The 23,693-nt window shown below is 34.9% G+C and carries 13 protein-coding genes and 4 pseudogenes; 11 read left to right on the forward strand and 6 right to left on the reverse strand.

What is annotated here, in order from left to right:
* Positions 1-80 precede the first annotated feature (80 nt).
* The 3 genes from lipB to ACFIJS_RS03140 all read right to left on the reverse strand — a co-directional run bounded on the left by lipB (position 81) and on the right by ACFIJS_RS03140 (position 2,417).
* Positions 81-818: a lipoyl(octanoyl) transferase LipB gene (gene lipB, locus ACFIJS_RS03130; protein ID WP_375649847.1), complete on the reverse strand. Its 738-nt coding sequence runs from the start codon at positions 816-818 to the stop codon at positions 81-83.
* 121 nt (positions 819-939) lie between these two features.
* Positions 940-1,791 carry a TPM domain-containing protein gene (locus ACFIJS_RS03135; RefSeq protein ID WP_375649849.1) on the reverse strand — a complete coding sequence of 284 codons (852 nt, stop codon included), beginning with the start codon at positions 1,789-1,791 and terminating at the stop codon, positions 940-942.
* On the reverse strand, positions 1,791-2,417 hold the full coding sequence (locus ACFIJS_RS03140) for a LemA family protein (protein ID WP_375649851.1): 627 nt from the start codon (positions 2,415-2,417) through the stop codon (positions 1,791-1,793). Before ACFIJS_RS03140 ends, ACFIJS_RS03135 begins: the two co-directional genes overlap by 1 nt.
* A 424-nt stretch (positions 2,418-2,841) precedes the next feature.
* Here ACFIJS_RS03140 and ACFIJS_RS03145 point away from each other — a divergent pair.
* From ACFIJS_RS03145 to ACFIJS_RS03195, 11 genes and pseudogenes are all read left to right on the forward strand, one after another.
* Positions 2,842-3,616, forward strand: a pseudogene (locus tag ACFIJS_RS03145) (class I SAM-dependent methyltransferase).
* Between the two features lie 1,323 nt (positions 3,617-4,939).
* A complete protein-coding gene (gene hutH, locus ACFIJS_RS03150; protein WP_375649853.1) occupies positions 4,940-6,478 on the forward strand; it encodes a histidine ammonia-lyase in 1,539 nt (512 codons plus the stop codon).
* A gap of 316 nt (positions 6,479-6,794) precedes the next feature.
* Positions 6,795-7,157: a hypothetical protein gene (locus ACFIJS_RS03155; protein WP_375649856.1), complete on the forward strand. Its 363-nt coding sequence runs from the start codon at positions 6,795-6,797 to the stop codon at positions 7,155-7,157.
* A 929-nt stretch (positions 7,158-8,086) separates the two neighbouring features.
* Positions 8,087-9,460, forward strand: coding sequence for an amino acid permease (locus ACFIJS_RS03160; RefSeq protein WP_375649858.1), 1,374 nt, complete (start codon positions 8,087-8,089; stop codon positions 9,458-9,460).
* Between the two features lie 829 nt (positions 9,461-10,289).
* Positions 10,290-11,240: pseudogene (locus ACFIJS_RS03165) on the forward strand (hemagglutinin repeat-containing protein); the annotation flags it as partial.
* 471 nt (positions 11,241-11,711) lie between these two features.
* Positions 11,712-12,116 (forward strand): annotated as a pseudogene (locus ACFIJS_RS03170) (hypothetical protein).
* Positions 12,117-12,478: 362 nt separating this feature from the next.
* Positions 12,479-12,880 carry a hypothetical protein gene (locus ACFIJS_RS03175; RefSeq protein WP_375649860.1) on the forward strand — a complete coding sequence of 134 codons (402 nt, stop codon included), beginning with the start codon at positions 12,479-12,481 and terminating at the stop codon, positions 12,878-12,880.
* Between the two features lie 1,464 nt (positions 12,881-14,344).
* The gene (locus ACFIJS_RS03180) at positions 14,345-17,098 is read left to right on the forward strand and encodes an autotransporter outer membrane beta-barrel domain-containing protein (protein ID WP_375649862.1); all 2,754 of its coding nucleotides are present in this window, start codon (positions 14,345-14,347) and stop codon (positions 17,096-17,098) included.
* Positions 17,099-17,887: 789 nt separating this feature from the next.
* Positions 17,888-18,676 carry an ATP12 family chaperone protein gene (locus tag ACFIJS_RS03185; protein WP_375649863.1) on the forward strand — a complete coding sequence of 263 codons (789 nt, stop codon included), beginning with the start codon at positions 17,888-17,890 and terminating at the stop codon, positions 18,674-18,676.
* A gap of 52 nt (positions 18,677-18,728) precedes the next feature.
* Positions 18,729-19,352 (forward strand): annotated as a pseudogene (locus ACFIJS_RS03190) (IS607 family transposase).
* The gene (locus tag ACFIJS_RS03195; RefSeq protein WP_375649866.1) at positions 19,349-20,545 is read left to right on the forward strand and encodes an RNA-guided endonuclease InsQ/TnpB family protein; all 1,197 of its coding nucleotides are present in this window, start codon (positions 19,349-19,351) and stop codon (positions 20,543-20,545) included. Before ACFIJS_RS03190 ends, ACFIJS_RS03195 begins: the two are co-directional and overlap by 4 nt.
* A 60-nt stretch (positions 20,546-20,605) precedes the next feature.
* On the opposite strand, the gene ACFIJS_RS03200 is transcribed toward ACFIJS_RS03195, so the two are convergent.
* The 3 genes from ACFIJS_RS03200 to ACFIJS_RS03210 all read right to left on the reverse strand — a co-directional run bounded on the left by ACFIJS_RS03200 (position 20,606) and on the right by ACFIJS_RS03210 (position 23,114).
* Positions 20,606-21,151: a hypothetical protein gene (locus tag ACFIJS_RS03200; RefSeq protein WP_375649868.1), complete on the reverse strand. Its 546-nt coding sequence runs from the start codon at positions 21,149-21,151 to the stop codon at positions 20,606-20,608.
* A gap of 155 nt (positions 21,152-21,306) precedes the next feature.
* Positions 21,307-22,716, reverse strand: coding sequence for a type I glutamate--ammonia ligase (gene glnA / locus ACFIJS_RS03205; RefSeq protein WP_375649870.1), 1,410 nt, complete (start codon positions 22,714-22,716; stop codon positions 21,307-21,309).
* Between the two features lie 59 nt (positions 22,717-22,775).
* Positions 22,776-23,114, reverse strand: a complete 339-nt coding sequence (locus tag ACFIJS_RS03210; RefSeq protein WP_375649872.1) for a P-II family nitrogen regulator — start codon at positions 23,112-23,114, stop codon at positions 22,776-22,778.
* Positions 23,115-23,693 lie beyond the last annotated feature (579 nt).

Below are 23,693 nucleotides of genomic sequence, written 5' to 3' on the forward strand. Positions count from 1 at the left end.
GCGTTTAACTATCTACCTCATAAAATAGAATATTTATTAAAATAATTTTATGCCTGTTTTTTATTTAAAAATCAATGCACTTAGGAAACATCAATTGTTGGACCAAAAATTTGTTCAAAAGCGTGTTTGAGAGCAATATCAATATCATGCATTGTTACAGGGCAACCTAGATCAAGAAAGCTTGTTACACCGTGGTTTGTAATTCCACAAGGAACAATTCCTGAATAATGGGCTAAATTAGGATTAACATTGATAGAAACTCCATGAAAACTTATCCATTTGCGCACTCGAATGCCAATAGCTGCAATTTTATTTTCGGAAGAAAGATCATTTTGTTTTGATGGGCAATGAGACTGTTTAACCCAGACACCAACGCGATCTTCTCTGCGTTCACCTTTAATATTAAAATTTGCAAGCATCTGTATGATCCATTCTTCTAATGCACTAATGAAAGCACGAATGTCTTGTTTTCGGCGTTTAAGATCAAGCATAATATAAGCAATACGCTGTCCTGGACCGTGATATGTAAATTCACCTCCACGTCCTGCTTCATAAACAGGGAATAAATCAGGCGCCAAAAGATCTTTTTTATTTGCACTCGTTCCCGCTGTATAAAGGGAAGGGTGTTCAAGAAGCCAAACTTGTTCATGCGCGGTTTTTGCAAGAATTTTTTCTACACGTTCTTGCATATAACGCAGAGCTTCAGGATACTCAACTAGATGATCACTTATCTTCCATTCAACGGGTGGATTCCCTAGAACTGCATTAAAATGATGTGATAAGTGATTACGATCCGTATGTTTCAATTCAAATGTCATGGGTAATATTTATCTTGATGTTTGAGTTTGTATTATAATCAGAAAAATAAAAAAGAATAAGATTAAGAGATAGTTCATAAGAAGTGCAATGAATTTTATTAAAAAAATTGTTATGCTCGTTTTACCATCTTCCTGTTGCACCGCCACCACCTGATGATCCACCACCACCTCTGAATCCTCCTCCCCCTGAATGTCCACCAAAGATTCTACCAGAACCTCTACCGCTCGCATTTAAATTTAAAAACCAAGGTGTGAAGACAATACCCATCCAAAGATACTTTCGTGGACCTATTTTTTTACCAAAAATCATAGCAAGAATGGGCAAACCAACGACTATAAAGAGAATGAGAAACATGATTGTATTCATAATCATTTCTTCTTTTTCAGCTTGTTTACGTTGTTCTTCAACAGCTTTAGCTTTTTGATTGATTCGAAAAGAAAAATCAGCATCACTTTTTGTGATTACTTTGATAATTGCATGAACGGATTCGATAATTCCTTTTTGATAATTTCTTTCACGAAAATTAGGAATCATGAAGCTATTAATAATGACAGAGGAAATGGCATCTGTTAGTTCTCCTTCTAGACCATAGCCTATCTCAATACGTGCTTTGCGTTCATTTGGTGCAATGACGATTAATATGCCGTTATTGATTTTTTTTTGACCTAATCTCCATGTACGAAAAAGAGAATTGCTGTATGTTTCTATATCATTGCCCGAAAGAGTAGGGAGCGTCACAAGAACAATTTGATCTCCTGTTTTTTCTTCGAGTGTAGCTAGCTTTTCCGTTAAATTTCTTTGTGTTGTATGATCAAGTAAATGAGCCATATCGTTGATATAGCCGGTTAAGGGAGGAAATTTAGTGTGTGCGTAAGTGATATTCCCCAATGCAATGATCAAATATAGAATACTCAAAGGAACCCATAAACGTAGAAAAGTACGACGTTGTATAGAGTGTTGGAATAGTTTCATTATTTAAAATTAACCTTTGGTGTTTGTTGGCTATCAGTATCGATGGTAAAAGTAGGCATAGGCTTAGCATCACGAAACCATAATTTTGCCCAAATCATCGTTGGCATTGTTTTGAGTGTAGTATTGTAGGCACGGACTGTTTCAATATAATCGCGGCGCGCAACGGAAATACGGTTTTCTGTTCCTTCTAATTGTGATTGAAGAGCAAGAAAGTTCTGGTTTGCTTTAAGATCCGGATAGTTTTCGACAACAGCCATAAGCCGCGAAAGTGCACTTGATAAATTTGCCTGATTTTTGAGATATTGCTGCATAACTTCTGGATTATTCAACATATCTGCATTAAGGTTGACTTGCGTTGCTTTGGCACGTGCTTCAATTACATTTGTGAAAACGCTCTGTTCATGAGTTGCGTAAGCTTTAACTGTTTCTACAAGATTGGGGATGAGATCTGTACGACGTTGATATTGATTGAGCACTTCACTCCATGCTGCGTGTGCTTTTTCTTCATTTGTTGGTATCGAATTAAATCCGCACCCACTTAAAAATGGCAATAACCATGCCAAAAAAATCACGATTGGAAATTGTTTTAATATTTTAAACATTGAAGCAGTTTGTACATTTAACATAAAGATGTCTCCACAGATATTTTATGTATTATATAGGGTTTATCTTCTTGGTAGAAAGTATTTTGAATTTTATAAACAGGCGTATTTATCGATAAATTGATATCTCTTTGCGTTTTAGGCACGCTTAAGTGACTTTTTGATATTAAAATAATAATGATAATATAGATGTCATCTTATAAAAGATCAATAATATTCATATCACTTATTATTACAGACAATTATATTATTTTCGTAGTATTTTTGTGTTTCACAACGTGCAGATAACAATTGGAAAAGGGAAAAATATAAGCATCAATCTTATAGAAATATAGCAAGGTAAGGGCAGGTCTTATTTTTCTTCCTTATAGAAGTTATGCTTAATACAGTGGACAAAAAAGGGCTTTTTAATTATGTATGGTAGTAATTGTGAAGGAGGGAAAATCCTGTGATAGAAAGTGTTCAGAGGCAAAATAAAGTTTGATGGATTGGTTAATGATTATGATCGTTATCGTCCTCTCTATCCCCTTACTTTATTTAAAACCATGCTGCATCCTTTTAAGAATAAAAAGCATTTGTCCATTGTGGATGTAGGAGCTGGGACAGGAATTGCATTAGAGGGAATTGTTAAATTTTTAGGAAATGAGCACCAATATCATGCTATCGATGTATCGGCAGATATGATTAAAAAGGGGGCGAAGAAAATTTCTTACGGTGCAGTGGTATCATGGCCGTGCCGAAGACCTATTGCCTCAAATTGGCGAGGTTGATCTTGTCATTGCAGCGCAAGCGTTTCAGTGGATGGATCGTTCTAAGTTGCTTTGTTCTGTTTCAGATCAACTTCGGGTCAATGGTGTCATGGCGGTTATTCAAAATAATCGCGATTTCCAGCATAGCGAATTTCTAGAGGCTTATGAGACATTGTTAGAGAAAATGAGTCCGAACTATTCTCGGTATTATCGTAATTTTGATTTTTTACAGGAAATGAGTGATGGCTTTGGGGTAGATCCAGAAAAGATTTTTTTCATACGCACAATTGGACGCTGATGATCCCATCTGAAGCTTTTATTGAAATGAGCCGCTCTTCAACGCAAGCGCAACGCGCTATTGCTTGCTATGGGGAAGAATATTTGCGGCAATTGGTCGCATTGATAAAGAAATATGAAGTGCAAGGCAATTTGGAGCTTTTGTATCGAAGTGAGCTCTATATGTATGCAGGATAATCCGATATCGATGATTGCTTTTGCTCTTTTAGCACATCAGAGTAGGTGGTATTCAGGAAATTAACGCATTATTAAGGCAGACTTTGAGGGGGAAGTTTTTTTCTTCAGCATTCACATTGACATCTTATTACCGCTGATTTTCATTGTTCATTTAATATGAGAGAGTTTAAATAGAAAATTTATGCACTGCATTATAGCATCGAAGCGCTTTCTTTACTGCAGTTTAACAACAGATTATTTTATAAAATGGAAAGAGGTAGATTGAATAGAAATGTTTGATAATTCTTTGTTTTTATGATTGCTTTTTATTATTAAATGAGAGTGTTTTTAATAAATTTTGACAAAAATAACTGAAAAAGTACAAAAAATTATCATAATCAGAAATTTGTAGTAAAAAAGGTAATGGCTTGGAAGAACCTTTAAAAAACAACTCATTTTGAAATTATCTCTAAATTCAGATTGAATATAACAAAAAGTAAAATATAAATATGCTATATGAAGCATTTCTCTTTTTTAAAGATAATATAAAAACAATATGTTAATTAAATTTTTTGATATAAAAAACTTCTTTTATTTTCTATTTTAAATAACGGGTTAGTCTGAGTTTTGTGCGGTTTTATTGAAGATTTGCTTTTCAGGTTTCAATCTGGCGCTTTAAATACAATTTTAGAAGTGACAAATAAGCTCAATTTCTTCTCCGTTATGGTGTGTTGAATAAGTTTTTAATTTTCTATAGAGTTTAATTTTCGCAATCATGATAGATTGTGGCAGCTATCTATTTAAGATTTTTATAAGTTTAGTGGGAATAGCTTAATGATAAATCCATTGAGTCCTCTATCTTTACGCTTTATGAAAGAATAAGCCTGCACCATCATACACTTTGCTATCTCCCAATGTTGTGCTACAGCCCTTGACACTTAAGACGGTACATAAGAGGAGCTTTTAGTCCTTTTTTGTACAGTTTTATCCATACGACAATCTCGCTTATGACGTGCAAGCGAATGGTTTTGATTGATTCAACATACACAGATTTGGAATGAGAGAATCTTAAAATATTCGATTCTCTACATTTAATATGAATAATGCTAGATTATGATTATAAATTAACGCGTTATCTATTTTTTAAATCCATGATCTTGGTTGTGCTTGTCAATATTTCATTTTCATTTATCGTCAACTGTTCTACTTTTGGATAATGACTCCATTGTAAGGAATATCTTTAAGAAAGCATTCTCGCTTTAAAAAGTCGTTATAGTTTTTTTTGTTTTATAGAAGGATCAATAATGCTAAACGTTATACTTTGATAAAAAAAGAAAGTAAATTATGACTATTATACTGAAACCGAGCGAGGTGACGCTTAGTGAGCTTGCAGCTATTTATTTTAATGGTGAAGTGAGTAAACTTCATAATGACACGCATTTAGCTATCGAGAAAGGGGCTCAGCGCATTGCTGAAATTGCTGCTGGAAGTGAGCCTGTGTACGGTATTAATACTGGTTTTGGGAAGTTGGCTTCCATTAAAATTGATGCGGACGATGTCGCTGTTTTACAGAGAAACCTTATTTTGTCCCATTGTTGTGGGGTAGGAGAGCCTTTAGCTGAAAATATTGTGCGTTTGATAATGAGCTTAAAGCTTATCTCTTTAGGAAGAGGGGCTTCAGGAGTTCGTCTAGAATTGGTAAATTTGCTGGAAAATATGCTTGCAAAGGGCGTCATTCCTGTCATCCCTGAAAAAGGGTCTGTTGGTGCTTCAGGTGATCTAGCTCCACTTGCTCACATGGCGGCTGTTATGATGGGAGAAGGAGAAGCATTTTTTCAAAATATTCGTATGAGTGGGGCGGTTGCATTAGAGAAAGCGGGATTGTCCCCTATTATTTTAGAGGCAAAGGAAGGTCTAGCTCTTATTAATGGGACTCAAACATCAACAGCCCTTGCACTTGCTGGTCTTTTTCGAGGTTATCGGGCATTGTGTAGTGGATTGTTGGCAGGGGCTTTGACGACAGATGCCATCATGGGATCAACAGCGCCATTCCATCCTGATATCCATATTTTACGAGGACATTATGGGCAGATTGCTGTATCGAAAACATTAGAAAAGCTCGTAGAGGATTCAGAAATTCGTGCAGCACATTTACGTGGTGATGAGCGTGTACAAGATCCTTATTGTATACGTTGCCAGCCACAGGTCATGGGGGCATGTTTTGATATTTTGCTAGCAGCAGCAAAAACACTGATTATTGAAGCAAATGCTGTTACAGATAATCCATTGATTTTAAGGAATGGTGAAGTTGTATCAGGTGGGAATTTTCATGCTGAACCTGTAGCGTTTGCTGCTGATCAGATTGCTCTTGCTTTATGTGAAATAGGATCTATTTCTCAACGTCGTGTTGCTTTGATGGTTGATCCAGCAGTTTCTTATGGACTTCCAGCTTTTTTAGCACATAATGCGGGTCTTAATTCAGGTTTTATGATTGCTGAAGTAACAGCAGCGGCTTTAATGTCTGAAAATAAACAAATGGCCCATCCTGCTTCCGTTGATTCAACACCGACTTCAGCTAATCAAGAAGATCATGTTTCAATGGCTTGTCATGGAGCTCGTCGGTTATTGGTAATGAGCGAAAATCTTTTTACACTTATTGGCATTGAAACGCTTGTTGCAGTACAAGGAATTGAATATCGTACGCCTTTAAAAACAAGTACTTTTTTGCAATCTGTTATTGAATGTTTACGCAAAAATGTTGCTTCTCTTAAGGAAGATCGCTATATGGCTCCAGATCTTCATCAAGCACATATACTTGTACGTGAAGGGCACTTATTATCTGTTTTACCAGAAACAATTTTTCCTTCATTAGAACCTAAATAATATTTATTTTTGAGTTTAAAAGAGAAGGAGAGATCTAATTATGAGGGTTCTTTGTAAAAAATTGGAGAAATAATGAATATATTTTTATAATACTTAATAAGTATTTTTACATTTATCGACTGTTATGTATTGTGTTTATTTAAATTTATTTCTTTAATATGCTTATCTTATGATATAATCTAAGTTAGATAAGTTTATGAATGAGCGTTTTATATTTATTATTACTCACTAAAATTAATATTTTTATTGAGTATTTCTCTTTTTAAAAGATGGTTTATAATTTTTGTATTTTTAAATCACGAAAAAGGGAAAATAAATGTCTAAAAATCGTCTACTATGTATTTTGATGGCAATCATTGTTTGTTTTACCCAAATTGTGGAGGTTCACGCGAATTTTTGGAGAGGAAGATCTCAACAGGATGGTTTTATTACTATAGGGGCACAGGAGAAAGATATTTTTGTTCAGCTAACAAGGGGAGTTATCATGAGTGTTTCAGGTCAAAGAAGTGAAAAAAATAGTCGCTCTCTTGTTGTACCAAAGGTTGAAAAGATGATATTTGCCGCAGTTGCTCTTTTGCTTGGAAAGCTTGTATTTAAAGCGGCTGGAGTTTTTAAAAGATGGGTTGGGGCTAAAATTTCTTACGCCTTTGAGGAATGGCGAGTTTCACTTTATCATTGATTAAGCTATATCAATTGGTTTTAAAAATGAGTGCATATGGTGTTGAATACAGTTTATGATAATATGACAAGCTAAAAAGTGTAGAAGGTTTATACGGTATTAATAGTAAAGTTTAATGCATGTTTTTCTTGAATATGATGATAGCAATTTAAGGTTTTTATTCATAGCCTTGAAAACACATATGATGAATAGAAGCATATGCCTCTCATGTAAAACAGTGTTATTTTTTGCATTCACGGGTTTGTTTTAAGGAAATATCTCCTCAATACTTAAGCTTACATTTCAGGGTTGCATCCGTGAATGGTATAAGCTAAAAACTCTCGTGAAAAATATAAGATTAATAGTGCATCATTATTTTTTATGTTACGAAGATACGAGTTGATACTATCAGATAATCCATTTCCTGAGTTGTGGCAGCTTTCTGCACTTTGGACAGTTTATTAAAAGGCATTTTATTCCTTTCTTTACGTGTTTTTTATTTACACATCAATCTCACTTATAATGTGTAAACGAAAAGTTTTGATTACTTCAATATGAACAGGTTTGGAAAAGAGAGAATCTTATGATATTGAGGGGTCAATTCAATATATAAAACAATGAATTATCCTTATGAATAAAAATGTTTATATTATCTTGCATTCAACTCCACATTTTTTGCAGAAAAATAGAAAATATAAAAATGAGTTAAATGACAATTATAAAAAATTTTATTATCACGTAATTTCAATAAAATGATACAAAACTTAGCCTATAAAAAGCTGAATCATTCGCAATAAAAGTATTTTAATTGCCTAGGATAGAGCATCTGGAAGGTTATTGTTTAATGCTTTTAAAGTATATCTTCGAAAGAGAAACATGAGGCTTTATTTATCATAAAGCTGTTATTGTGGTGTGGATTTTCATCAACATTTCAATAAAGAAGGAAAGTAATGGCACGAAATGAATTGAAACGAGGTATGAGTAAGCGCCAAGTTATTTTTTTAGCTCTTGGCTCTGCTATTGGAACAGGTCTTTTTTATGGGTCTGCACAGGCAATTAAGCTTGCGGGTCCAAGTGTTTTGATTGCTTATTGTATTGCTGGTTTGGCTATTTTTATGGTTATACGGGCTTTAGGAGAGATGATTATTCATAATCCATTGCCTGGTTCTTTTGCACGTTATGCGGCAAATTACATATCGCCATTAGCAGGTTTTTTAACGGGATGGACATATGTATTTGAAATGATTCTTGTTGGTTTGGCTGATATTACAGCTTTTGCGACTTATATGGGTTTTTGGTATCCTGATGTCGCTCCTTGGGTATGGGCATTTAGTATTACGTTAATTATCACGGGTATTAATTTAGCTGCCGTAGAAGTATATGGTGAACTAGAGTTTTGGCTGTCTTCTATTAAAGTTATTGCTATCATTGCAATGATTATTTTAGGAATAGTAATTATTTTTTGTGGTTGGAGTGAAAGTGCAGTTTCTTCTACTGTTACTGTTCATAATTTATGGAAGAATGGTGGTATTTTTCCTAATGGTTGGTTTGGTTTTTTAGCTTGCTTTAGTGTTGTTGTGTTTGCTTTTGGTGGTATAGAAATCATTGGAATGGCAGTTATGGAAGTTCAAAACCCTTATCAAACAATTTCAAAGGCAATTAATTCTACTCCAGTTCGTATTTTGCTTTTTTATGTCATGACGTTGGCTATTTTAATGTCACTTTATCCTTGGAATGAGATTGGTCTTATGGATAGCCCTTTTGTATCCATTTTTGAAAATCTTGGGATTTCATATGCAGCAAATATCTTAAATATTGTTGTTGTTACAGCGGCTGTTTCTGCAATGAATAGTGGAATGTATGGTGCTTGTCGTATGATACATGGTTTATCGCAGGAAGGTTATGCTTTAAAGAAGTTTCAATATTTATCAAAAAATGGTATACCAATTTTTGTTATTTTGATGATCTTCGGTATTTTTTTTCTTGGTGCTGTCCTTAATTATTTTTACCATGAAAAGCTTTTTTTTCTTATTGCTGCAATGGCAACATTTGCGACAGTTTTTGTTTGGATGATGATTCTACTTTCACAAATTTTTATGCGAATTAAGATGCCTAAAGAAGAACAGAATAGTTTAAAATTTCCAATTCCATTTTGGCCAATAGGATCAATTTTTTCTATTTTATTTATGGTTTTTATTTTTATTCTCTTATGGTCTTTTGATGAAACACGACCGGTTTTAATTATAGGTTTTAGTTGGATTGCTTGGCTTGTTATTTGTTTCTATGCACTTAAACTTTATAATTTTAAACAAAAGAAAATGTAATAAAATGTGAATAGAGATAAAACTCAAAACAAATAGCTGATGTTATCAGGAAAACAGGTGTTTTATTGTTATTCTCTAAAAATTAGAACAATCTAGATTGAAAAAAATCTGCTCGTTATTATTTTGCTTTGGAAATTTTTGTGAGCCATTGCTTATAGTAACGGCCAAATCATATAAATATTAGGCATTTTTTGATGGTGAGCCCTGCAATCAATATAAGTCTTTCATGTTAAAATGCCTAACAGTGCAAATAGATTTTACTAGATACAAGATTATAGGCAGATATCTTTTTCTAAACGTATTAATGGAGTTCTGCTACACAAAAGAAGTTATTGTAAGAATTGTTTTTATTGTTTTACAAGCTCTTTAAAAAATTGGTTGTTTAAGAAACTACTATCGCTTTTAGAAGCGCAGATAAAATCTTTATCTCTTTTCTTGAAAAGAAGGGTTGGAGTCCTCTGTGTCCTTTAAAAGGATATTTGGGTTGTTATGGGGTAAATGGTTAAAGTTTTTTCATTTCTATTATTTCTTTCTTAAAGAGGATTGGCGTTGGTAGAAAATAGTGGATAATAAAGTCATTGGAGGCATTGTTTCATTGTATTTGCAAAAACTTCAATAAAGAGCAGCAAGGTATCACAATAAAATTTAATAGAAGAGTAAATTAAAGAGAATAATTAACGTGTGGCAGTTTTACGATTCTTGTTATTATTGCGATCAAAAGAGCAAGGATCAAACTTATTTTTTATAATATTGATACGGGAGTAATTTTTATCACAAGTGGAGGAGGACAAAATGCACTCCGAAACTGTATTTTGGTGCAAAATTATTCAATATTACTATAAAAAGCGCTCAAGAGCACTACGACCAGCAAAAACAATCATCGGAAAGTGGCTTTTTACACGAGAAATCTTCCTATAGTTCTGAAACGCACACCACAACGATTTCTTCTATCCTTGAGGCAACGGGTAAAATTGATATGGATGTATAAGGAGATGCTACGATTACTGCTTCTCATCTGATTTCTGGTCAAGATATCAATGTAATGGGAGAAAGTGTGACGATTGTTGGTATGACAGACCATCATAGTAGTCATTCACAGACGTATAAAACAGGTTTTGGTGTGGGTTCATGCAAAAATTTTGTTTCGATATACGGGAGTGAATTAAAGACAGAAAATGAAGAGCATTTTGAACATCAAAGGTTCTTCTCTCAATGTTGACTGTAATATCAACATTACAATCAAGAAAAAAGATGTGAGCGTAGTAGACTCTGATCTTGCAGGGGAGGATATTAACCTTCCGGCAGCGCATGATGTCAATGTGTTTGTGGGTCATAATAATCATAGTTCAACTACACAGGAAGAGTGCACAGGCTTTGGATTTCAGTTTGAAAAGAGCAGCAAGCGGTGCTTCTGTTGGTGTTGGGGTTGTGAGTGCGCAAGATAACGGCGATCAGTAGGAAAATACCTCCGTTCAATCCTATTTCAAAGTCCGCAGAGATGTGCAGATTACTGCTGATCATGATGTAAACATGCAAGCCGACAAATGTTTCGGCAGGGCGTAATGTCAACGTTGATGCTGGAAATAATATCACGCTTTCGGAAAGCTGCGTTATCTCTAAGACACAAGAGATATCTGAAAAGCCTTTTGTTGATGTGACAGGATCTATTAATGTGGGCATTCTTGGTAGCATAAAAGATATAAGAGATGTAGCAAAACGTTTTGGTCATGGAGATGTGAAACACAAAATCGGCAATGGTTTGATTGGCGGACTAAATGGCAATAAAGCAGGGATTGTTAGTGCACATAGCCCGAGGTGCCATAACAGTAGGTAAAGGACTGCGTGACTTTAAAAAGCGTGGTATCCACAATATAGCAAAGAAAACAGATATCTATCTTTTGGAGACGGCTGATAAGGCGCTATCGATAGCGAATCCATTAGAATGCATTATATGTCGTAAATGATGGCGAAAAAAATTATGACTACCTAAAAAATCATTTATTTAACCTCTTTGGTATAGGATTTGGTTACAATCCACCTACTTTTTATAAGGTACCTTTGGAGTTCCCCTATGTATTATTTCCACCAGCAAGTCTCATACGAAAGGAAGGGAGAGTGCTAGGCGGCTATGATCCTAGAATTGTTATGGTCATGCAAGTTATGCGTGTGTAAGGCGCTATGGAACGCCTCATATTATGCCAATTTATTGGATTTTAGATAATTTAGGTTTAGGTTATTTATGGAGAAAAAAATGAAACAAATCTTAAAATTATTAAGCGGTCTCATTCTGTTAAATAGCGCTGGATGTAACATCGACAAGCCTCCACTAAGAGTTTTGAGTGCTTGGTAGAAGTCTAGAGCAGACTTTACTGAGGTAGGAAAAGCACTGTTAGAATGTGGTATGCCAACCTCTTATGATGTCTTTCCAGAAAATAAAAAGTTAAGCATTAATGCAGGGCTTCCATTGATGCTTGCATGACTCAAGCAAAATTCCACTATAAATGGGAGAACTATATTGGTGTTATACTTAATAAAGATGAAAATCTCTCCATTTGTTTGTCGTCCTAGTGCTGTTATCCCACAACGAAGTGTCAAGAAGCGTTTGAATAGCTCGTTTTGTAAAAAATATAAAATTGCACCTGGATGCCAGCCTTAATTTTTGCTGGTGATGATTAACAATCGCTACTTTCATGTTTTTCATGCCTGTGCGCGGGGGGACTTAATTCACCATTTCAATGCTATTTATTTATGGGGACTACAACTGTAGGCGCAATAATATAAAAATATCTATTTTGGTTGTAATCAAAATATTGATAATAATTATAAGCATACCGTTGATAGAATATGATTTTAGTAATAATTTTACCGTATTTTTGATATAATAATAATGGCATAATCTTCGGAAAGATAAAAATAATAAAGGTTGATAATGTCCATCATTGTTTTGGAAATAAAAAACAGCATGTAAAATAATTTATAGATTGTTTCGTAATATCAAAATTACTCAAGGATAGAAAAATGAAGTATATTTTAAAATTATTAAGCGGGATAACCTTATTTGTTATGGCTGGATGTTCCCCAGAGCAGCCTTCTCGAACAGCTGTAGATGCATGGGAAAAGCCCGGTGCAGATCAGCTTGAGATTAAAAAAGCTCTGTTGGAATGCGGAATGCAGCATCTTGATGGTCGTCTTGATACAGAAACAAGTCTTGATGAGAAATTCAATGCTGAGGAAGCAAGGAGTGCATGTATGATCCAAGCAGGCTTCCAAGATAAATTGGGAAGGGTGAAGTGGTGTGAGAAATATGAAAATCTTCCAATTTGTCAGCCTGATGCAGTTATTCCTCAGCGAAGTGTAGAGAGGCGTTTAAATAGTCCTCATTGTGAAGAGCATAAAGAACAACCTGAATGTCAACCTTAGGTATTGATATTTCTGTAATCAATAATTCTCATGTTCTTTTTCTTGCATGGGGGGGGAGGATTGCTTTTTTAATGTATAGCCATTTTGCATGCGAAAAAATACTAGCAGGCTTATCAGCCTTTCTATCGTAAATATTGAGGGGGAAATGAAAAAATATTGAAATTATTGAGTGTTATAATTTTATTAAGCTCTGCTAGATGTGTTAGCAAACCTTCCCTATCGACCCTGGCATTATGAGGAAAGCCCAATGTCAATAAATCTACGATCTCACAAGCATTGTTAAAATGTGGCAGGCAGCTAATCTACGCTTTTCCTGACAATATGGATTCGCGTTCAAGTGAGTTTGCAGCAATTTATGAATGAATGCTAAAGCAGGTTATTGGTACAAACTGCAAGATTCAAAGAAAATCTATTTTTCATCAGGATCGTGAAGTGATTCATTTTTAGCCAGTTTAATGGTAGTAGGGTATCAGCAGGTTATAGATAATGATATTTTTGGTGTAACCAATTCGACGAAACAGATGTTACATCTTGATGAATGATAAAAAACGCTAGTAAATAAAAAAAGCTTTTCAGAAGTGATCATCAACAGCAAAATGTTTATTTTTAAAGCAATAATTGAATGAAAATATTAAACGAGAGGAGAGAGATAACGGCTCTTTTGTCTCCAATATAGTTATATTCCTCAGCTACGAGATTAGCAATAGTGTTGTTGTCAGATGATGATAGCAGAGGATAGTTAGTTGTTGTTTAGAGAAATTTATTCAATATAAAGAATGGCAAATAATAGCTTTGCTAAAATATCTGCTTTAATGATAATAAACAGATAGCTTTCATAAAACTGATTTTGATGAAATTTTATTTTGGTGTTTTTTAATTTCAAGATGGTGAGTGTTTTACTGTATTTTAGATTTTATCAAAAGATCTAAAGTATTACTTTTATTAATTCAAATCATTGATGATAGAGTATTAGGAGAAGTTTTTTTATTTATTCAAATTTTTTTGTTAGATATCTAGTATTTTTAATATAGAAATTATGTACATTAGCCTATATATTAGTGTGCAATTTATTGTTTTTTTGTTGTAGTTGAAGAAATGATGCTGTTATAAATTTCATATATTATATCTCATTTTGTTATATTTTTATTTTTCGATGGTGAGATAAATTGAATATTATATTTCTTAAAAATTTGCATTTTTTCGCGTTTTTTTGAGATTAGTTTCTGGGCATTTTGTATTACAGTTTTCAGCGGTTTTTGAGATGCACATTTTAAAAGAGATTGTCATTCTAAATAGTATTTTTAAACTTTTTGTTCTTTCTTTACATAAAATACAAAACATATTATAAAAATACTGTAATTTATCAGAAAAAAATAAAATAACTTTATTTTTTATTCTTATTGTGTTTTATTTTTTGTCAGCATTTTTTGTTTTTGTTGAAAAAAAAGAAAGTTTTGAAAAACAATGATAATCAAGGTATCTAACAATCACTTGTATTCGTGCGTTTTTACAGCAGTTATTTTTTCTTTTTTGTTAAATATAAATATTGAGGCGCATTCTCATTCATTTGTATCACTGTTATGTGACGAAAACAAATTGCCTTATAAATGCAGTGATGGTGTAAAGCATACAATTAGTGATAAAGTATATAAGTTTACGGCACCTGTTAAAGAAAAGAATGGGGAGGGTAATTCTCTCATGTTGCCTGCTGCTATAGTAGTACAGGAGCCAAATACAGTTATTCAGGGAATGCGTGTAGAGGTTGAAGCTACTGCAAGTATAGAAGATATTTATGGTGTTTTTGTATCACGTGGGGGAAGAATTATTTTGAGTGATTCAGTTTTTAAAAATGTGTCAATAGGTCTTAAAGCTGATAGTGGAATGATTGAAGTTAATCGTGGAACAATAGAGGCTTCTCAGATTGCAGCTTATGCAGAGAAGCGGGGAGCATCTGTTACGTTAACGAATACAAAAATTAAAGTGGAAGGTTTGGGTATCGGTCAAGAGAGTGCTCTTTTCGTTAGGGCTGATGCGGGTATTCAGATGAAAAGTGGATTTATTGATGTGAATGATGCTGCTGCGCTTTATGTGGGGAGAGGGGGGAGTGCGATTTTAGATGGTGTTACCATTACTTCAAAATATCAAAAAACAGAAGACAATGAAAATACAAATGAAAAAATTGCACATACAGTTTTCAATGTAAAACATCAGGGCTCTATTTATTTAAAAAATACTAATATTATTTCTACGGATGTTCATGTTTTAACAGTTGGACAAGATTCTAACACACCATCCAATAATGGCAGGGAAGGAAATATTTTAATTTCGCGGGTTAATATTGAAGATTCAACAATTAAGGCAATAGGTAACAAACATGGTATGTATTTTGAGATGGATGAGGGGAATGATGCGTATGAAAAGGGGCTTGTCTTTTTGAAAAGGACAATTTTTGAGGTTCCAGCTGGAACAGCTATTCATAGTAATAACAGTCGTAGTTATATTGCAGTAACAGAAGGTACAAAAATTTTTGGTGACTTGTTATTAACAGCTAAAAAGGGAGGGACTGTAGCGATTTTGGCTGATTCTTCTTCATTGATAGGAGGGACTCGTGTTGCCGATGATTCTATTGCTGAGCTTTATTTGACAAGGGGATCAAAATGGTTTTTGACAAAAAGAAGAGAGATAGATTCGCAAGTTGCAAACCACACAAGTTCATTTATTTCATTTGTAAAAATTTCTGATAGCTTTATTGCTTTTGAAACTCCAATGTTTCAGGAGTATCAGACACTTTATATTGGGGAGGGAGAGAAAGAAGTTTATAGTGCGCAAGAAAGGGCTGATATTTATCTCAATACATATCTCAGTAGTGATGGTTTGCTCGATAATAAAAAGACTGATCGACTTTTGATACATGGTGATGTTTCTGGGAAAACGACAGTTTATGTGCAATGTGTTGCAGAAAATCAGGGTGAGATAGCAACCGGTGAAAATGCTCATAGTATTTCACTTATTCAGGTTTCTGGAAAAGCAGCAGAAGATTCTTTTCAGTTAAATCGTGCTTATATTGCATTAGAGGGGTTGCCTTACCAATATTATCTTCATGCTTATGGTCCAGATTCTACTCTTGGAAATGCACAAATTTCTCAAAGATTGGTTGAAGGAAATGGGGATTTTTGGGATTTTCGCCTTGAAAGTAAGTATATTCAGCCTGCTTTGGGAGTGTCTGTTATTCCTCATTCTGCGTTAAAGGTCAGAGAGGTTGTTCCGCAAGTTCCAACCTATCTTTTGTTACCAAATGCTTTGTTTCATATTGGACTCATGGATATCAGTAATCAACAAAAGCAATTGCAGGTTACGCAGTCTATTCCTCGCAAACTATTAAAAGTTGAAGGGAATTTTGCTTTATCTGTCCACGGTTATGGTGGGAATTATCGTTATGTCTCAGATCTTTCTACACTTAAATATGGGTACGATGGTAATATTGATTATAACGCTATAAAAACAGCTATTTTGCTCAAAACAATAGAGAGCGCATATAGTACGACATTTTTTGGGGTTATGGGAACCTATGGAAAGCTTTCCTTACAACCTCGTAACGTGGAACAAAGCCAAAAGAGTACGTTTAATAAATGGTCATTTACGACATACGGTAGTGTGAAACACAACACTGGTTTTTATGTAGGTGGTCTTTTATCTTATGGTTTGTTTAAAGGGGATGTGCTTACCCATGCTTGGGGTAAGACGGCGACATTAAAAGCAAATCCTTTGAACGTTTCGTTTTCTGCTGGTAAAGTGTTTATGACAGGATATGAAGATCTTATTTTTGATCCGCAACTTCAGCTTATTTATCAATATCTTCAATTTGATAAGTTTCGTGATATTGATGGATTTGATGTTGAGATGAAAAAAATAGATCAATGGTTGGTGCGTATTGGCGGGCGTTTAAATAAAACATTTTCAGCATCTGAAAAGGATCGTATCATTTGTTTTTATGGTAATATTCATCTTTCTAATCGTTTTGGTAAAAAACAATTTGTTCATTTTAAAGATGTTTTCCAGTTGGGTGCTTTTGGTTCTTTCTTAGAAACAGGTTTGGGTATCAATGCGCAGTTTTCTTCTAAAGTTACACTTCACAGTGATCTTAGCTATCAGCATAGATTAATTAAGGCTGGTTTTTCTGGAGTTCATTTTTCTGGTGGTTTGCGCTATCATTTTTAATAAATCTTTTTAAAAATAATAAATGTGATTTTTGAAGTTTTGTTTTATTGTCGGGATTAAAACCATTGATGGTGCGGAATTTTAATTGCTTCTTTTAATGATGGCATCATGTGTTTTAATAAGTATGGAAGGATCACGTTGATTTATTTTTTTATCCGGTTGATAGGGGTGCTTAAATGCTTCAAAAAAATTGATAATGAGACTGTAAATCTATTTGTGTTATTTTGATTATAAATATTTGGGATGGATTCGTCATCAGCTTTTTAAAATAGGTAGCATTATTATCCTGTCAAGTACTGTCGTTTGAGGTTGCTGATATCATCATGAAAGGCAGGGGAGGGTATTAATTGTTGATTAAAAGCTTTTGCTGTTAAGCAAAGGAAGGGATATGTAAAATATACAGCTCTATCGTTTCGTGGATGATGCTTATTTTTATGCTTTAAAATTTTATAAAAAGCGTTTTTGAAGCTGTTCGTATCAATTGCATTATTGCAGGTGGATAATGAAAAAAGTGGTAAAGCGTGAACACTCTTACCATCAAATTCAACATCTTCAGTTCTTATAAGGATAAATCCTTTAAAAAAATTGTTCTAATAGCTGTATTAAATATATGAACAAGATCGTGTCTTATTTGTGAAATAGATATGAAATATAACTTTTAAATCAGAGTGGGAGCGGTAAGATCTTTCTTCTTCTTTGAAGCATGGGAAGGTTGGATTAAATCTTATTAAAGTGTATAAAACTTGGATAAAACAGTCGCTTTCTTGAAAAGATCAGGGGTAAACAAATATGCGTGAGATTTTGGATCATTTTGATATGCCATTGAATAAGAATAAAAAAGCTTCTGTTCAAAAGATTCAAAATCTTTCATGTCAACCGCTACCAAAACGATTTTATAGACAAGTGAAGATTGCTTGTGAGGAAGGGAGCTTTACTATCTTATTAGATGAACGTCCCGTTAAAACGCCTGCAAGGCGTCATTTTCATGTGCCAACAGAAGTGTTTGCTGAATACGTTGCTCAGGAATTTGAGAGCCAAAAGCAGGTTGTTGATCCTGCAAAAATGCCGATGACGCGTTTGGTTAATACTGTTATTGATGGTATCGCTGATGATATGCAGGTTGTTTTTGAAGATTTATTGCGTTTCGTTGCGTGTGATATGATCTTTTATCGTGCACAGACGCCTAAAGAGCTGGTACAAAAACAATCTGAACAATGGGATCCTTTATTAGATTGGGCAGAAAAAAAACTGGGTTCAAGGTTTTATTTGACAGAAGGGCTGATGCATGTGGAACAATCATCAGAAGCACTTCAAGCTGTGAGTCATTATTTACGTAGCGTTGAGTCTCCTTATATGCTTGCTGCACTTCATATGATGACAACCTTAACGGGATCTGCTCTCATTGCTCTTGCTGTTGCTGCGGGAAACATTGATGCTGATCATGCTTGGTCTATTGCCCATTTAGATGAAGATTGGATGATGGAACAATGGGGAATAGATAAAGAAACAATGGTGCGTCGTGCTCATAAAAAAGTTGAATTTAAGGCTGCGGCTACAATTGTTACAACTTGTTTATAGGGCTTTAACAGCTTGCTTGTAATGTATTTATATGTTTGTAATAATATACATTATGGATAGATTTATTGGGATAGGTAAGGCCGCTCAAGTTTTGGGTGTTTCGATTAGCACTTTGCGCCGTTGGGAAGGTGAAGGCAAAATTATTTCTGAGCATACGGCAGGATGACACCGCCGTTATGACCTATCCAAGCTTAGGCCTGAGCTTTTTCATTCGAGAGAACTGTCACAAAGAAAAACCATTGCTTATGCGCGTGTATCGAGCCATGATCAAAAAGACGATTTAGAGCGACAAAAACAGGTTCTTGAGCTTTATTGCGCAAGCCAAGGTTGGACTTATGAACTCATCTCTGATTTAGGGTCAGGGATGAATTATCGTAAAAAAGGTCTTAAACGTTTATTGGATGCTCTCATTGAAAATGAGATAGGTCGTTTGGTGATGACGCATAAAGATCGTTTATTGCGCTTTGGTGCAGAATTGGTCTTCGCCATTTGTGAAGCCAAACAAGTTGAGGTTGTCATTCTTAATCAGGGAGAAGAAAGCAGTTTTGAAGAAGATTTAGCCAAAGATGTTTTAGAAATTATTACTGTCTTTAGTGCTCGTCTTTATGGAAGTCGTTCGAGAAAAAATCAAAGGTTATTAGAGAATGTTCGTCAAGCTGTAGAGGCATCGCAATGATTGTTGCTCACAAAATAGCTCTAGACTTAAACAATAAGCAACGAAGTTACATGGCTCGAGCCAGTGGTTGCGCGCGCTTTGCTTATAATTGGGCACTGAAGGAATGGCAGCAGCAATATGAAGCATGGAAGAAAGATCATAATTTACCAAAGCCTAATGACTATGCGCTACGTAGACAATTCAATTCTCTAAAACGAGAACAATTTCCATGGATGATGGAAGTTACTAAAAATGCTCCACAAATGGCCATTATTCAATTGGGTGTGGCTTTTAAGAATTTCTTTTCAGGGAGAAGCCGATATCCCACTTTTAGAAAGAAAGGAGTGCAGGATCGTTTTACTTTAACCAATGATCAAATACAGTTGCAAGGTTTCAAGATAAGAATTCCCAAACTTGGTTGGGTTCGTCTGCGAGAACAATTGCGATTTCAAGGAAAGATCTTGTCAGCAACCATTAGCCGTAAAGCGGATCGGTGGTTTGTAAGTCTTAGTGTTGAAACAGATAATCAAGAGTCACTGAGCGAGAACCAAGCTATTGTTGGTCTTGATTTGGGCATCAATGCACTTGCAACGCTTTTGACAGGAGAAACCATAGGAGGCGTTAAACCTTATAAGGCTTTGCTAAATCGTTTACGGCGCTTATCACGAAGGCTAAGCCGTAAGCAAAGAGGCTCGAGCAATCGTTATAAGGAGAAACAAAAACTCGCTAAGCTTCATGCACGGATAAGTAATATCAGAACAGATCATTTGCATAAGGTTACAACAGATTTAATTCAGCGTTTTGGTACATTTTGTCTGGAAGATCTTCATGTAAAAGGCTTGCTGAAAAATAAGCATTTATCGCGTGCCCTTGCAGATCAAAGTTTTTTCGAGTTTCGCCGTCAATTGGAATATAAGGCGGCACGCTATGGTCGACAGATTGTTATTGCAGATCGTTGGTATGCGAGCAGTAAGATCTGCCATCATTGCGGATGTAAGATTGAACAATTGCCTCTTAGCATACGTGAGTGGAGATGTTCTCATTGTGGTACACACCATGATCGAGACATTAATGCCGCGATTAATTTAAAAAACTTGGCGGTGAGTTCCACCGTATCAGCCTGTGGAGAGGAAGGCTCTGGCCAATGTCCTGTGACTTTGGTGAAACCAGCCTCAAAGAAGCAGGAAATCAACAGTATATTTAATCAGAAATGATCACATTTACATAAGTTTGATAGAACGGGTAAATCTTTTATTTATGTGCATTCTTTTCGCTCAGAGTATTTTTGTGATTTTTTGAGGATTGATTTTTACTTTTTTAAGTCCAGGAAATAGTTCATTGGTTATATTTAAGAGTGCTTCGTCATTACCACGGATAAAGTACCATTGGTTATCGTGAAGTAGGGCAATAATTTCAGTTTGAATAGAGCATTTTTTTCCAGCATTTGTTGTGGTTACAAGTTCCACGGGGATAACAAAATAAGGGGTACCATTATCAAGTGTACCTTCACGTTTTTGTTTTTGGTCAATGTTGATTGTTTCAATCTTGTAACTTTCTGCCAACCGTTCTATTTGGCTTTTCATGATTTGTCGAAATTGTGATTGATTAAGATTTTTTTTGGCAGTTAAGCGGTTGATGATTTGGGGAGGAATAGCATTTAAGATGACATTTGCATCGGCATTTTTAAGTGCTTTGCTATAAGCAGATGTCGCTTTTTCAAGGGCTGTGAGTTTGTGGTTGGTTATTGTATGTGCTTGAGTTGTTGATGTGATAAAGACAGTGCATAAAAAAATGAGAACGAGAAAACAAATTCGCGGCATTAGAAACCTTGTTAGTTCATTTGAAGAGATTCAATGCATTATAAAGGAAAAGCGGAAGAGCAAAAAGTCTCTTGCGCTTTTGTATGAGAAGAATATCCACAAAAATGGAGGCTTTTGCCTCCATTTTTAAAATCAAAAGAATGCGTATTGATTGTTTAAACAGAATAGTACATATCAAATTCAACAGGATGGGGTGTTGTTTCGTAGCGCAAAACTTCTTGCATCTTTACTTGAATGAAGGAATTAATCTGATCATCATCAAAAACGTCGCCGGCTTTAAGAAAGCCACGATCTTTGTCAAGTGCTTCAAGCGCTTCACGCAGACTTCCTGAAACGGTAGGGATTTCTTTGAGTTCTTTTAAGGGAAGATCATAAAGATCTTTATCCATAGCATGTCCGGGATGAATTTTGTTTTTGATGCCATCAAGACCAGCCATTAAAAGGGCTGCAAATGCCAAATAGGGATTTGCTGTTGGGTCTGGAAAACGAACTTCTACGCGTTTTGAATTTGGTGAGGAGCTCATTGGAATACGGCAAGATGCAGAGCGATTACGTGCTGAATAGGCAAGAAGAACAGGAGCTTCATAACCAGGAACCAAACGTTTATAGGAGTTTGTGGATGGGTTGGTAAAAGCATTGATTGCTTTTGCGTGCTTAATAACACCACCGATAAAAAATAAACAGGTTTCTGATAGTCCGGCATATTCATTTCCTGCAAAAATGGGTTTGCCATTTTTCCAAATGGAGATGTGGACATGCATTCCAGAGCCGTTATCACCAAAAACTGGTTTTGGCATGAAGGTTGCTGTTTTTCCATAACTGTTTGCTATTTGATGTACAACATATTTAAAAATTTGCATCTTGTCAGCTTCGCGAACGAGTGTATCAAAACGAATACCCAATTCATGTTGGCCTGCTGCTACTTCGTGATGGTGTTTTTCGACTTTTACGCCCATATCTTTGAGTGCTGTGAGCATTTCAGAACGCATATCTTGGCAGGAATCAATCGGCGGAACAGGAAGGTAGCCTCCTTTTATTCGTGGGCGATGTCCTAGATTGCCTGTTTCATATTCTGTATCATCATTCGAAGGAAGTTCACTTGAATCGAGTTTAAACCCTGTGTTGTAAGGGTCCGTTTTATAACGTACGTCATCAAAGATAAAAAACTCTGCTTCTGGACCTACATTGATTGTATCTCCAATGCCTAAAGATTTCATATAAACCTCAGCCCTTTTGGCGATAGAACGAGGATCTCTACGATAAAACTCACCAGAGACAGGATCAAGTACATTACAAAATATGACCAAAGTAGATTGAGCAAAAAAAGGATCAATATGTGCTGTTTCTGGATCTGGCATTAAAACCATGTCAGATTCATTAATTGTTTTCCAACCAGCAATTGAAGAACCATCAAACATAACACCATCACTAAAAGTATCCTCGCCGATCTCTGCGATATCCATTGTAATGTGATGTAATTTTCCTCGTGGATCAGTAAAACGTAAATCAACAAAACGGATTTCGTTGTCTGTAATTTGTTTGATAATATCTGATGCGGTTGTCATATTCAATTTCCTTAATATGGCGTTGAGGTGGATAAAAAAGTGAATTTTTTTGTTATTTATTAAAGGGCATCGATACCGGTTTCGTCCGAGCCTATACGAATGGCATCGTCAATGGAAAAGACAAATATCTTTCCATCTCCTATATGTTTGGTTTGAGCTGCTTTACGTATTGCATCAACAGTTTGTTCCAGTTTTTCATCGGACACAACAATTTCAATCTTTACTTTAGGTAGAAAGTCAACAACATATTCCGTACCACGATAAAGTTCTGTATGTTCCCTTTGACGACCAAAACCTTTCGCTTCTGTTACTGTAATACCATGTAATCCAATTTTTTGAAGCGCTTCTTTCACTTCATCAAGTTTGAAAGGTTTTATAATGGCTTCAATTTTTTTCATGCTGAAATTATCTCCAACGTTATTTTGTCTTTTTAGACTGCATCACATTATATTGACAACTGTAAGATGTCCAATAGATACTTTGTACACAAAAAGTCGAAAATAATGACATTCTATACTCTTTTAGGAGAGTTTCTTTTGTAGAATAAATTCAAATACTGTTTTTTGAAAAACATCTTACAATTCTTTTACAAGAATTAAATAATATAATAAAAGAGTTTTGTTTCTTTTTTGTTAGATAATACTTGACTTATAAGGATAATTAGACGTTTTCCATATTGATATTGAATGAAAAACCCTAATAACGTAAGATTTTTTCATTTCAGATTTTTTTTATCGTCAATCAATCAAAACGATACCTTTGTATATCATAAATAGTACGAGTGTGTGAATAAAAAGATTTGAAAAAAGAAATAAAATGCTTTTTATGAAAGCTTTCAATAACTAAAGGTTTTACAATATTAGGGAGTAGGGGAGACAAATATTGAAAAAGGGTGTGATGATACCGATTATGCTCTTTCATAAATGTAAAGGTGGTGTACAATAATGGATTTATTATTATAGCATTCATAGATGCCG

The organism is Bartonella sp. OT172YNZD, from assembly GCF_042193725.1.
Classification (GTDB): domain Bacteria; phylum Pseudomonadota; class Alphaproteobacteria; order Rhizobiales; family Rhizobiaceae; genus Bartonella; species Bartonella grahamii_A.